The organism is Kitasatospora sp. NPDC032757, from assembly GCF_055579305.1.
Genome location: NZ_JBVINN010000007.1, coordinates 44,958 through 57,086, shown reverse-complemented (window position 1 = coordinate 57,086; position 12,129 = coordinate 44,958). Strand labels below are relative to the sequence as shown.

The window sequence follows — 12,129 nt, the reverse complement described above, 5'->3', positions numbered from 1 at the left end:
CGGGCCGTTACCCGGCCCAATTCACCGGCGCCGTCGGACGGCCGCGGCCACGCCGCCCTCCTCGCCGGCCACCGGGTTCGAGGCCCGGTCCCCGTCGCTCCCCGGAACGCCGGAGTTCCGGCGCAGGGTCGCGGTGGCGATCTCCAGGAAGTCCGGTACGGGGCCCGCGCAGCCGTTCACCGGTACCGCCAGGCAGGTCTCGACGGGCTGGGCGTCGGTGACGGGCAGGTGGACGAGGTCGGGGCGGGAGTAGGAGCCCGCGACGCTGACGGGGACCATCGCGATGCCCTGCCCGGAGGCGATGAGCTCGAACTTCTCCTCCAGCGAGGACGTCCGCCGCGTCCTGGCGTCGAGGACCGGTTCGCCGTCGAGGTCGGCGGAGGTGAGCGCGTCACGGCCGGCCAGCGGATGTGTCGCGGGCAGGCATGCGACCTTGCTCTCGTGGCCGATGGGGATGGTGCGCAGCCCCGAGTCGTCGAAGGGCCGCCGCAGGAATCCGAGGTGCGCGCGGCCGTCGCGCAGCGGCGCGTCCTGCTCCCACCAGCGCAGCGGGAGGACGTCGACCCCGACCGTGGGGTGGCTCGCCGTGAACGCCCGGATCGCGTCCGACACGTGCAGGCCGGGCGAGAAGGCGATGACCAGCCGCCGCTCGCCCCGCTCGGCCTCGTGCACGCGCCGCAGGGCCGTGTCCACCACCGTGGTGATCCTGCGCGCCTCGTCGTACATCTGCTGCCCGGCGGAGGTGAGTTCGACGCTGCGCGTGGTCCGGGTGAGCAGCCGGCACCCCAGCTCCTGCTCGAACGCGCGGATCTGCCGGCTCAGGACCGGCTGTGCGATGAACAACGCCTGTGCCGCGCGGCCGAAGTGCCGGTGTTCGGCCACCGCGACGAAGTAGCGGAGCTTGCGCAGGTCCAGATCCATGTCCGCACGGTATCAATGCGGCCGGAAGGGTATTGGACGTCCGGCGGGACCGCTCGGAGACTGGGCCCATGATCGCCACAACCACTCCGACGGGCGGCGCGGGCACCCGCGGGACCGCCCTCGTCATCGGTGCCTCCCGGACCCTGGGCCTCGGGCTCGCCGCCGAGTACCTCCGCCGCGGCTGGGACGTCATCGGCACGGTCCGCGGCAGCCGGCCCACCGGCCTGCACGACCTGCTCGACACGGCCGAAGGGCGGCTGACCATCGAGTCGCTGGAGATGACCGAGCCGGAGCAGATCTCGGCACTGCGCGACCGGTTGGCGGGGCGCACCCTCGATCTGCTCTTCGTCAACGCCGCCATCACGCGCGGCGACCTGCCGATCGGCGAGGTGCCGACGCGGATGTTCACCGAGGTCATGATCACCAACGCGCTCAGCCCGATGCGGGTCGTGGAGACCCTCGGCCCGCTGGTCGCGCCGGCCGGCACGATCGGCGTCATGTCCTCCGACCAGGGCAGCATCACCCTGAACACCGACGGCGGACAGGACCTGTACCGGGCCAGCAAGTCCGCACTGAACCAGCTGATGCGCAGTTACGCGGCCCGCAACGCCGAGGGCGCACGGACGCTGTTGCTCATGGACCCGGGCTGGGTGCGCACCGAACTCGGCGGGCCCGACGCCGATCTCAGCGTGGAGGAGAGCGTCCCCGGAGTGGCGGAGACGATCGAGAACCACCGCGGGAAGCCCGGTCTCCACTTCGTCGACCACCAGGGCCAGGTGGTGCCCTGGTAGCCGCAGCGACCGCGGCAGCCGGGTGGCGGACCTCTGCGCCCTGCCCGGCGCCCGCTGCCGCGGTGGCGGGCTCCGCCCTTCACGCGTGGCGTCGCGCCGACGCTGCCCGGCCCCTGTCCCTCTCACTGCACAGTGAGCGAGTCACCGATCCGCCTGAACCGCGCCCCGACGAGATCGGCGTATCCGCGCGAGGCGGCGCTCACGCTTCCGACTTCCTCGTCGGTGGAGAAGTCGTGGGCCCCCTTGAGGGTGATGTCCTCGCCGGAATTCCAGGAATGCCCGGACACGTCGACGAAGAAGAGCGTCAGCGTCAGCGCCGCCGTGTTCAGACTGTCTCCGCCACGCGCGACGGCCGAGCCACCATGCCTCCTGCCCCTCGGACGTGCACGGGGGTGCTCACCTTGAGCGGCGCCCCGTCGATTCTGTACCTGCCCGGGGGGATCCCGACGAGCCTGGTCAGGGGGGCCGGTGAGGTGTCGGCCATCCAGTCGTGAGTGTGATGTGGATCACGGCGCCGGGGAAAACCCGGAGCCTCTGTGCCCCGTCAGACCAGGATGTGAAACGTTCACCGGCCTCGTTGACCGAGGCGCAGCTGGTCCGGCGGATCTCCCGGGGAGACACCGCGGCCTTCGACGAGTTGTACCGGCGCAGCGCCCCGTGGCTGACGGCGCGGCTGCGTCGGCGCTGCGCGGACGACGAGATCGTCGCCGAGGTCCTGCAGGAGACGTACATGGCGGTGTGGCGGGCCGCAGGGTCCTTCGCCGACAGCATGCGCGGTGAGGAGGCCGGCGGCTGGCTGTGGACGATCGCCGCCCGTCGGCTGGTGGACGCCTTCCGGGTGCGCGGCCGGCACAGCGCCCTCCCGCCGGCGTCCGTCGCCCCGGGCCTGGCGCCTTCGGCCGAGCACGTCGTGATGGATGCCGCCATCGGGGGCGACCTGGGCGCGGCACTGGACCGGCTGGCCCCCGAGCTGCACCAGGTCCTGACCGCGATGGTGCTCGACGGACTGACGGTCCGTGAGACCTCCGAGCTGCTGCGGATTCCCGAGGGCACCGTCAAGACCCGCGCCCGCCGTGCCCGCCTCGACATGCGAAAGGCACTGTCATGACTCTGCACGTCCCCCGTGAACTGCTGGTGAGCTACGTGCTGGACGCCGGTGCCCAGGCCGGTCCGAGCGTCGGGGCGCTGTGGACCCTGGAGGCGCATCTGGAGCGGTGCGCCGCCTGCCAGGCCGAATTGAGGGAGGTCTCCCTCGCCCACTGCCCGGGCGACACCGCGCTGATGGAGCAGGTGCACGGGCGCCTGTCGGCGACGCTGGCGCCGGTTCGCCGCCGACGGTGGCGACGGGTACGGCGCGGACTGGCCCGGTGGGCGGCCCCGGCGCTCGGACCGTGGGCCGCGGCTGTCGTCCTCGTCGTTCTCGGCGCCCTCGTCCTGTCATCGGCCGTCGCGCGGAACTCCCCGACCCTCCAGCTGCTGGCCCCGGCGATGCCGCTGCTGGGAGTGGCCGTGAGCTGGGGCCCGCACTCCGACCCGGTCCACGAGCTGATCGCCACGACCCCCAGGGCAGGGCTCGGCCTCGTCCTGCGGCGCACCCTGGCCGTGCTGACCCTCGTGATCCCGGCGCTGGCAGCCGCCGGCTGGCTCACCGGCACCGCATCCGCGCTGGTCCTCCTGCCGGCCCTCGCGCTGACCTGCGCAAGCCTGGCGCTGGGGAGCGTGCTGGGCATCCAGCGCGCCGCCACCGCGCTGGGCGCCGTCTGGGCCCTGTTCGTGGTCGTCCCCGCCGTCGAGGGCGGAACCGTTCCGTCCTACCTGCAGGAGTCCACGGCCCCGGGATGGGCCGCGGCGACCGCGGTCCTGGGCGTCGCCGTCGTCCTGTGCCGCACGGCCTATCTGCACCCCCGCGAGGCCCGCGCGCGCCACCGCTGAACCGCGCGCGCCGCTGAGCACCGCGCGCCGCTGAGTGCTGCGCGCCGCTGAACAGCGCGCACTCCTTCAGCCGCGCCGCCCGTCACCGACGCCGCCCGTCACTCATACCGTCCTTCACTCACATCCGTCCTTCACCCGCACAGCGAGGAGATACGCCATGCCCGGAATCGGTACCGCGAGCGAGCTGGCCCCCACCGGTTACGCCCACCACATCCAGGCCCACGGGCTGACCGTGCGGCGGGGCCGCCGCGCCGCGGTCGACGGGATCGACCTGAGCCTGGGCACCGGTGTGCACGGCCTGCTCGGTCCCAACGGGGCGGGCAAGACCACCCTGATCCGGACGCTCGCCACCGTTCTCCACCCGCACAGCGGCGACCTGGAACTCCTGGGCAGCGCCCGTCGCAGCCGTGGCGAACTGCGCGAACTCCGCCGCCGACTGGGCTACCTGCCGCAGGCTTTCGGGCACTACCGGCGCTTCACGGTGCGCGAGTTCGTCGAGTACATGGCCTGGCTCAAGGAGGTGCCCCGCCGCAGGGCCGCCGACGCGGTGCAGCACGCCATCGACCGGGTCGACCTGACCGGCCGGGCCGATGACCGCATGGGCTCGCTCTCCGGCGGCATGCTGCGCCGGGCCGGCATCGCCCAGGCGATCGTCAACGACCCCGACATCCTGCTGCTCGACGAGCCCACCGTGGGCCTGGACCCCGCCCAGCGCATGGAGTTCCGCGCCCTGCTGCGCGACATCGGCGCCCAGTCCTGCGTCCTGGTCTCCACCCACCTCGTCGAGGACGTCGGCGCCGCCTGCGCCGGCGTCGTGCTGATGGACGAGGGCAGCACGGTCTTCGCGGGTCACATCGACCACCTCCGTGCCGCGGGCACCGACGCCGACCCGGGCGACAGCGACTTCGAGCGCGGCTACTCCGCCCTCCTGCGCCGGCACCGCGAGGGCAAGGTCGGCGCCCGGGGATAGGCGGCGCGGCCCGATCCCCTTCCGACCCCCCTGCACGTCCTGATCCACCCGACTACTGGAGACTGCGATGTTCCGAATGGTGCGCCTGGAGGCGAAGCGCTCGGTCGCCCTGGCGTTGTTCCTGGTGCTGGCCGCCCTGACCCGGGTCTTCCTCTGGATGGACGTCCAGCAATGGGCGGCCAGCTGGACCCCTTTGGTCTACTCGATGCGGGGGACCGCCTGGATCGGGCTGCCGGTGGTGCTGGCCGCCGCGATCTGGCACGGCGGGCGTGAGCAGCGCGGAGAGGTCTCCGAGCTGTTCGCCGCCACGCCACGGCCGCGCTCGGTCCGGTTGCTGCCCGCCTTCCTGGTCATCGTCGGTACGGCGGTGCTCGCCGTGGCGGCGGTGGTCGGATGGGCAGCGGTCGTGGTCAGCGGGCACGCGACCTTCAGCGACGGTGCGTGGCCGCTGGGCCTGGCGGTGGGACTTGTCGCCGTCGCCGCCGTCGCCCTGCTCGGGCTGGGCATCGGACGTGCGGTGCCGGCGCCGGTCGCGGCGCCGCTGGGCGCGGTGGTGCTGTTCCTGATCCTGACGGTGAGCCAGGCACGGGACGGCCGGCCGGCCAACCGTCTGGTGGACACCGTGCTCCCGATGCTGCCGGTGACGGACGACTTCCACCGGCTGCTGCCCTCGTTGTCCGCGGCCCAGGGCATCTGGTTCGCCTCCCTCGGCGCCACCGGCGTGCTGCTGGCCGCCGCGGTCAACACGCGAGCCCGGGCGCTGGCCCTGACGCCGGCCGTGGCCGGCGTGGTCCTCGGGACGCTGGTGGCGCCATCGGGCGCGATCGTCCCCGCCCCGCAGGCCACCGCCCTGGTCTGTGCACCGCACGACGGCCGGATCTGCGTCACCAAGGTGCACAGCAACACGCTGCCCGATCTCATGGCTCCCGCCCAGAAGGTGCTCGACGCCTTCGCCGACGTGCCGGGCGGCCCGACGAGGGTGCAGGAGGACCCGGTGAGCTGGATGCTCGACGACGGCAGGACGGCGGCCGCCGCGGATCTCGACACGGTCCGCCTCCAGCTCCCGTACCGGACCCAGGAGGGCGGCATCCGGTGGGACCCGGCCACAGTCCTCACCCTGCTGGTCCACAACGCCACGGTCGACATCGGCTGCTATGCCGGGGACCAGGAACGGACCCGCGCGAGCGACGCCTCCGGTGCGATCACCGCGCTGCTTCTCGACACCCCCACCGACAAGCTGAGCCCCGCGGCCCGCACGGCGTACGAAACGCTGCGCGCGCTGCCTGCCGAGGAGCGCCGTCAGCGGATCGGGGACGGCAGGAGGGCCGGACTGACCTGCGGGGACGCGCTGGCCGTCGTCATGGGACAGGGAGCGGGCCGATGACCGGGGATCTTCGCGGCATCGTGCTGCACCTGCGCAGCCGGGGGATCCCGGCGACCGTACTGGCCTATCTCGCCGCGGCCGGGCTCACCTGGGCCGGGTACCTGACGGACGACCCGACGACGTCTCGCATGGTCGGCCTGATCGCCGTCGTGCTGGGCGTCGCCGCCACCGCGCGTACTCTCGCCGGCCCGGACGAGGAACTGGAACGCGGCACACCCGTCCCCTGGCGGCTGATCCGCGCCGTCCATCTGACGCTGCTCGGCGCGGTCCTCCTCGGTCTGCTCGCCGCCGTCCACCTGATCGCCGGTCAACCGGCGCGCGCCGTGCCCTGGGGCAACCTCGTGGAGGCCGTCCTGGCGCTCACCGCGTTGACCGCCCTCACCGCGGTGGCGCTCGGGGCCCACGCGGCCTGGGTCCCCTCCATCGGCTGGGCCCTGCTCATGCTGGCGCTGGGGCCTCGGATCACCCTCGACGGACAGGTACTGACCTGGATGGTCCAGGAACCCCGCACCGTCACCTCCACCACGACGGCCGCCTGCCTGACCGTTGTAGGTGCCGCCGCCTACATCCAGCGCGGAAGCCGCCGCTGAGCCGGCCACGCCCGCCCGCCGGCCGCGGCAACGGCGGCCGTCGCGGTGCCGGCGGCTGACACCGGGTGGGCGGCGTCCACCGGCATCCGGACGGCCATCGGCCTCGGACCGCTGGAGGTGCTAGCTCTGGGCGATGTCCTTGGCGAACACCATGCCGTCAATGCTCGCGAGGTGGGCCGGGTCGAGCGGGGCGTAGCCGAACCAGGGGGAGACGCGGGGCGCGGGCCGCGTGTCGCCGAGGGCGGCGGCCAGCCGCGGGGCGTCGACGACGCAGCGGTCCTGCGGGAGTGCGTACAGGAGTCCCTCGACCGTCTCCGGCGGCGGGGTGTCCACTCCCCGGTGGCGGATCGTGCCCAGGGCCGTGGCCACGAAGGCGTACTCCTGGCCGAGCCGGGCGTTCACCAGCGCGCCGGCGCTCCACCACTCCAGACGGACCCCGCCCATCCGCACCGAGCTCTTCTCCCGCTGGAGGTGGGAGTTGTGGGCGTGGACGAGTGTCGGGCCACGGTCGGCGAGGGCGAGGAGGTTGTGGGCCATCATCTGGTCCCGCAGGCCCACCAGCCTGGTCATGCGGGCCGGTGAGGTGTCGGCCATCCAGTGGTGGTAGCGCAGCAGACCGGTGGCGGTGCGCCCGTACAGGCGGGCCCGGTCCCACGCGTCCGGCGAGTCCGCCGTGACCAGGTGCGGCGTCTGCGTGTCGAGCAGCGCCACCAGATCGTCGGCGAGCAGCCGCAGTCGACCGGCCTCGGCCGACTGCCCCACGGACCGGGCCGGGTCCGTCATCGCGGCGGGGTCGGTCCAGCGGTCGTCGGCGCCGAGCAGGCGGTCGAGTGTTGTCGCGGTGCAGGGGAGCAGCTTCGCGTCCACCCGGGCCGCGAGGTAGCCGTGGAGGGCGGTGAGGGCCTGCCGGGGGCTCGCGGCGCCGGTGATCTCCAGGGGGCCGTCGACGCCGGCGAAGCGGAGCCGTTCGGACGCGGGCCGGCCTTCGTTGTACGCCCGTGCCCAGCGCACGAGTTCGCGGTTGGCCGCGGAAGCACCCCACTCGTGGCTGAATCCGTGCGCCATGACCTCGTCGAGGGTGCCCGTGCCCGATGTGACGTGGTCGTCCACGACCAGGCCCATCATGCAGTCGCTCTCGATCGCGATCGTCCGGTAGCCCTCCTGCTCGACGAGCTGCCGGAAGAGCTCGTTGCGCAGGTCGAGCAGCGCGTCCTCGCCGTGGGTGGGCTCGCCCAGGGCGAGCAGCCGGGGCCGGGCCGGGAGCAGCCTCATGACGGAGGCGGCGTCGACGGCATGGGTGACGTCCTTGATGTCAGTAGCCATGCCTTCAACGCTATCGTTGAACCCTCGATTGAGACTTTGCCGCGATATCGTCGCTCCCATGGGGAGAAACCTTCAAACGGGTGGGCGACTGAGGCCGGTTGATCTGGCGCGCGGGCACGGCCTGTCCACGCAGGCGGTCAGGAACTACGAGGCGGCCGGCATCCTTCCGGCCGCCGACCGCACACCCCACGGCTACCGCACCTACACCTCGCTGCACGCGGGAGCCCTGCGTGCGTTTCTCGCCCTGGTGCCCGGCCACGGCCACCAGACGGCGACGTCGATCATGCGGGCCGTCAACCAGGGCGCGGTCGACGGGGCGTTGCGCCTCATCGACGAGAGTCACGCCCAGCTCCTCGACGACCGGCGGACCCTCCAGGCCGTGGAGAGCGCCCTCCGCGACCTGAAACCCACCACGGCGCCCGAGACCGGTGCGGCGCCCGAGACCGGTGCGGGGCCCGGGCCGGTCAGGCTGTCCGGGCCCATCGCGGTGTCCGGGCCCGGAGGCACGTTCATCGGCCCGCTGGCTGGGAAGCTCGGCGTCCGGCCCGCGACGCTGCGCACATGGGAGAACGCCGGGCTGGTGCGCCCGCGCCGTGACCCGCAGACCGGCTACCGCGTCTACGACGAGGCCGACGTACGGGACGCCCGGCTGGCTCACCAGCTGAGGCGGGGCGGCTACCTGCTGGAACAGATCGCCCCGCTGATCGCCCAGGTGCGGGCGGCCGGCGGGCTGGAACCGCTGGAGGCCGCACTGTCCGACTGGCACGGCCGGCTGTCCGCCCGCGGGCGGGCGATGCTGACCGGGGCCGCGGAGCTGGAGGCGTACCTCCGCGAGCGCGGATGAGACACCGGTCGCCGGCCGAAGACCGGCGTCGAGGAGTGCGAGGGCGTCGAGGGCCAGGCCGAGGGCGTTGAGGACCGGGCCGAGGGTGCCGATCCGGCCCGTACGGGGCAGACTGCCCTGCCGGCTCCGTTGCCGGAACCGGCAGGGCAGTCTGTTGCCGGTCAGTCCCGGCGGGCGCCCTGGGTGATCCGGCCGATGACGGCCGCGGCCTCCTCCGGGTGCCCCTCCAGCCACTGGCCGAGGTGTTCTTGGACGGTCTGTCCGACGCAGGCACGCACAGCGGTGTTGCCCAGCCGGTCACGCATGGCGCCCTCGAACTCGGGATGGTCCAGCTTCACCGACACGACCGCGGTCAGGCCCTCGCCGATCCGGTCGGTGCTGAGATCGGGGTCCGCCGGCGTCAGCAGGCGCCGCTCCCGCGCGTAGGCGTTGACTGCGGCCGCCAGTCCGTCGCGCAAGCCCATCGTGTGGGTGCCCCCGGCGGGGGTGGGCCAGCAGTTGGCGAAGCTGTGGACCCGTTCCTGTCGGGAGCCGCACCACCGCAGGGCAACCTCCATCGTCCCGGCCATCCGCGGCTCCTCCCGCTCGAAGCCGAGGATGTCCGGGTGAACGGGCCCCTCCGCCTGCTCGTCGAGGAAGGCGACGAAGTCCCGCACCCCGCCCGAGAACCGGAACCGCACCGAGCGGGACCCGGCCGGGCGGCGCCCGTCGGTCAGCGAGATGTCCAGGCCCCGGTTCAGGAAGGCCAGTTCCCGGTAGCGCTCCGCCAGGCCGTCGAACGAGCACTGCACCGTTCCGAAGATGTCGGGGTCGGGCCAGAAGGCGAGGGTGGTCCCGCTTCGGGTCGCCGGCCCTGCCTGCGCGAGCGGGGTGAGCGCGACACCGCGCGCGTACTCCTGGACCCAGCGCACTCCTTCGCGGCGCACCTCGGCCGTCAGACGGCTCGACAGGACGTTGGCGACGAAGGGGGCCATGCCGTAGTAGCCGAGCGTCACGTCGTGGCGGCCGCCGGGTGCCGTTCCGGTGGGCATGCGGGTCAGCAGGGTTTCGAGGCCGGGGCCGCCGGAGCCCCGGGCGTCCCGGGCGTCCCCGGCGTCCGCGGAGTCCTCGACGGGGATGCCCGGTCCGTCATCGCTGACGCGCACACCGCCGTCGGGTGTGAGGGTGGTGTCGACGCGGCCGGCGCGGCCTGCCAGGACGTCGTTCACCGCCCGGCCGGTGACCTCGAACACCAGGTTCTGCAGGCCACGTTCACTGGTGGAGCCGATGTACATCCCGGGCCGCTTCCGAACCGCTTCCCTCCCCTCCAACACCTGGATCCGGCTGGCGTCGTACCCGGTGACTTCCTTGCTCACGATGTCCCCTCCGAAGGTGTCCGGCAGAGCCCCCCAGCTTAGGCGAATCCCGGGAAAACACCAGGTCAGGACAGGTTTTCCGAGGGCGTGGACGGCCGTGTGCGCGCCTGTCCGCAGGCAGTCGGCCCCGGGGTCGCGAACTGCCGCCGGATCGCGGCCGCGGGCCCGGCGAAGCCGCGTACGACACCGTTCCCGGCGGCCCCGAGGTCCCCGATTCCGTCGGTTTTCGCGTCGGCCCGCGACACCCCTCGCGCCGGGGCCGGGAGTCCTCGACCGCCGGCTGTTTCGGCATTCCGGGGTGGTGTCAGTCGAGTCGGTAGCGGGCCACGCAGACGTCGCGGCCGGTGGTGGTGCGGTCGCACTCGCCGGCGGCGATCAGCCCGTCGTGACCGGCCAGGGCGATGTCGTAGATCTCGTTGTCGCCGTCGGCGGTGCCGGTCGGGGTGAGGGTGAAGCCGTCGGTGCCGAACCCGGGGTCGGGTGTGCCGTTCTCCAGGTAACGGCCGACCAGGAAGTTGCTGTCGACGAGGAACTCGGTGGCGGCGGCGCTGCCGCCGACGAGGATCCGTCCGTCGGGCTGGATGACCAGGCCTTCGAGGTCGTCGTCGGTGGTGCCGGGCCCGACGTCGGTCAGCACCGTGCCGCCGGCGCCGAAGGTGGTGTCCAGGGAGCCGTCCGGGGTGTAGCGGGCGAGCGCGAGGTCGAACGGGCCACCGGTGTCGGCCGATCCGCCGGCCACGATCCTGCCGTGCCGGTCGAGTGCGACGGCTTCCGCGAGGTCGAGGGCGTCGCCGGCCGCGACCGGGGTGACGACGATGCCCGGCAGGGTTCCGCCGGTGCCGAACGAGGCGTCGAGGGTGCCGTCCGGCAGGTAGCGCGAGATCCGCCGCAGCGGCACGGTGATGTCCCGGAAGGCGCCGCGGACGGCGGGTGGGAGCGGGACGCCTCGGGGCTCCTGGCCGGCCCGGTGTGGCAGGCGGGCGCCGCGACGTGCGGGATGCCTCGGCCGGTCTGTCTCAGGGGGCGATCGGGACGGCCCCTGCCACGGCCGGCGGGATTGTCCGTCGCGGGCGGTCCGGGCCCCGGACAATTGCCTGGCCGGTCCGTCTGCGCCGGCAGGGCGACCGCCGGCCCGCCGCGGCGCGAGCGCGCCGGCGCGCCGCGGATCGCCCGGGGACGAGCACGTCGAACGGGACCGGCCGGGGGGAGCGCAGCCGGCCTGCTCAGCCGCTCGCTTCGGCTGCCCCTGCGGGGCCGGCAGTGTCCGCCCCGTGCCCCTGCTCTGTCCGCGGCCAATCCGGGTTGTCCGCCGCTCACCTGGTCCTCGGCCGGTTCTTTGTTGATGGACAATCAAGACTGTCGCACGGTGGGACCTCCGCCGGTTCTTCGGTTGTCGGGCCCCGTGAGGGAACCCGCCGGACTCCCGGGCCCGGCACCGAACCCCCATCAGAAAGGCACCACATGCGCGTACGTGCGGCTGTAGTCGCCCTCTCCGCCGCGGCGACATCGTTCGTTGCTCTCGCTCCGGCGGCACACGCCGATCCCCCCTCGTCGCGCTGCCTGGTCGTGGCGCCGGCGACCCAGGCATTCTGCTACTTCTACAACAGCGGTCAGAACGGTGCCGTGCGGGGCTGGGACATGAGCTACTTCGACGGCTACTCCAACATCGACAACGCACCCGGGGACACGGCGTACTTCGTCCTCGGAAGCGGTGCAGGCTCCGGCCTTCGGGTGAAGAACCACGCCGCGTCCGCCGCGTACCAGCGTCCGGGGAACTGCAGCGGGTGGGTCCGCTCCTACTTCGAGAGCAACTGGGCCGGTGTCTACGACGAGATCCCCGCCTGCACCGGCAGGAACCTCGTCAAGACGAAGAACGAGAACGCGTCCTTCAAGAAGTTCAACTGACGCGGAGTGTGGAGGGGGGGGGCCCCCCCGGGAAGGGGGGCTCCCCCCCCCCCCCCCCCTGCGGGAAACCCCCACCCACCCCCCCCCACGAGTCGGTTTTTTTTGCACCACGTC

At 73.1% G+C, this 12,129-nt stretch carries 13 protein-coding genes; 8 read left to right on the top strand and 5 right to left on the bottom strand.

Features of this window, described 5'->3' with window-relative positions; genetic code table 11:
* Positions 1–21 precede the first annotated feature (21 nt).
* Complete coding sequence (locus ACZ5WK_RS12385) at positions 22–921, bottom strand: LysR family transcriptional regulator (protein WP_465547302.1); 900 nt, start codon at positions 919–921, stop codon at positions 22–24.
* Positions 922–989: 68 nt separating this feature from the next.
* Between ACZ5WK_RS12385 and ACZ5WK_RS12380 the strand changes: the two genes are divergently transcribed.
* Positions 990–1,712, top strand: a complete 723-nt coding sequence (locus ACZ5WK_RS12380) for an SDR family NAD(P)-dependent oxidoreductase (RefSeq protein ID WP_465547301.1) — start codon at positions 990–992, stop codon at positions 1,710–1,712.
* A 122-nt stretch (positions 1,713–1,834) separates the two neighbouring features.
* Here the strand turns inward: ACZ5WK_RS12380 and ACZ5WK_RS12375 are convergent, their stop codons facing one another.
* Positions 1,835–1,999 carry a hypothetical protein gene (locus ACZ5WK_RS12375; RefSeq protein ID WP_465547300.1) on the bottom strand — a complete coding sequence of 55 codons (165 nt, stop codon included), beginning with the start codon at positions 1,997–1,999 and terminating at the stop codon, positions 1,835–1,837.
* Positions 2,000–2,211: 212 nt separating this feature from the next.
* Between ACZ5WK_RS12375 and ACZ5WK_RS12370 the strand changes: the two genes are divergently transcribed.
* The 5 genes from ACZ5WK_RS12370 (at position 2,212) to ACZ5WK_RS12350 (ending at position 6,588) form a co-directional block, all read left to right on the top strand.
* The gene (locus tag ACZ5WK_RS12370) at positions 2,212–2,820 is read left to right on the top strand and encodes an RNA polymerase sigma factor (RefSeq protein ID WP_465547404.1); all 609 of its coding nucleotides are present in this window, start codon (positions 2,212–2,214) and stop codon (positions 2,818–2,820) included.
* Positions 2,817–3,644 carry a zf-HC2 domain-containing protein gene (locus ACZ5WK_RS12365; protein WP_465547299.1) on the top strand — a complete coding sequence of 276 codons (828 nt, stop codon included), beginning with the start codon at positions 2,817–2,819 and terminating at the stop codon, positions 3,642–3,644. Before ACZ5WK_RS12370 ends, ACZ5WK_RS12365 begins: the two co-directional genes overlap by 4 nt.
* Before the next feature lie 157 nt (positions 3,645–3,801).
* Positions 3,802–4,614, top strand: coding sequence for an ATP-binding cassette domain-containing protein (locus tag ACZ5WK_RS12360; RefSeq protein WP_465547298.1), 813 nt, complete (start codon positions 3,802–3,804; stop codon positions 4,612–4,614).
* A 67-nt stretch (positions 4,615–4,681) separates the two neighbouring features.
* A complete protein-coding gene (locus ACZ5WK_RS12355; protein ID WP_465547297.1) occupies positions 4,682–5,998 on the top strand; it encodes a hypothetical protein in 1,317 nt (438 codons plus the stop codon).
* Positions 5,995–6,588: a hypothetical protein gene (locus ACZ5WK_RS12350; RefSeq protein ID WP_465547296.1), complete on the top strand. Its 594-nt coding sequence runs from the start codon at positions 5,995–5,997 to the stop codon at positions 6,586–6,588. Before ACZ5WK_RS12355 ends, ACZ5WK_RS12350 begins: the two co-directional genes overlap by 4 nt.
* A gap of 120 nt (positions 6,589–6,708) precedes the next feature.
* On the opposite strand, the gene ACZ5WK_RS12345 is transcribed toward ACZ5WK_RS12350, so the two are convergent.
* Positions 6,709–7,911, bottom strand: a complete 1,203-nt coding sequence (locus tag ACZ5WK_RS12345; RefSeq protein ID WP_465547295.1) for an erythromycin esterase family protein — start codon at positions 7,909–7,911, stop codon at positions 6,709–6,711.
* Between the two features lie 58 nt (positions 7,912–7,969).
* On the opposite strand from ACZ5WK_RS12345, the gene ACZ5WK_RS12340 reads away from it, so the two are divergent.
* Positions 7,970–8,755, top strand: coding sequence for a TioE family transcriptional regulator (locus tag ACZ5WK_RS12340; protein ID WP_465547294.1), 786 nt, complete (start codon positions 7,970–7,972; stop codon positions 8,753–8,755).
* Between the two features lie 161 nt (positions 8,756–8,916).
* Here ACZ5WK_RS12340 and ACZ5WK_RS12335 read toward each other — a convergent pair whose 3' ends face one another.
* The gene (locus tag ACZ5WK_RS12335) at positions 8,917–10,110 is read right to left on the bottom strand and encodes a DNA topoisomerase subunit B (RefSeq protein WP_465547293.1); all 1,194 of its coding nucleotides are present in this window, start codon (positions 10,108–10,110) and stop codon (positions 8,917–8,919) included.
* Positions 10,111–10,414: 304 nt separating this feature from the next.
* A complete protein-coding gene (locus ACZ5WK_RS12330; RefSeq protein WP_465547292.1) occupies positions 10,415–11,557 on the bottom strand; it encodes a delta-60 repeat domain-containing protein in 1,143 nt (380 codons plus the stop codon).
* Between the two features lie 14 nt (positions 11,558–11,571).
* Here ACZ5WK_RS12330 and ACZ5WK_RS12325 point away from each other — a divergent pair, with 14 nt between their 5' ends.
* Positions 11,572–12,015 (top strand): hypothetical protein, encoded by a 444-nt coding sequence (locus ACZ5WK_RS12325; protein ID WP_465547291.1) that lies wholly within the window; start codon positions 11,572–11,574, stop codon positions 12,013–12,015.
* Positions 12,016–12,129: the final 114 nt, after the last annotated feature.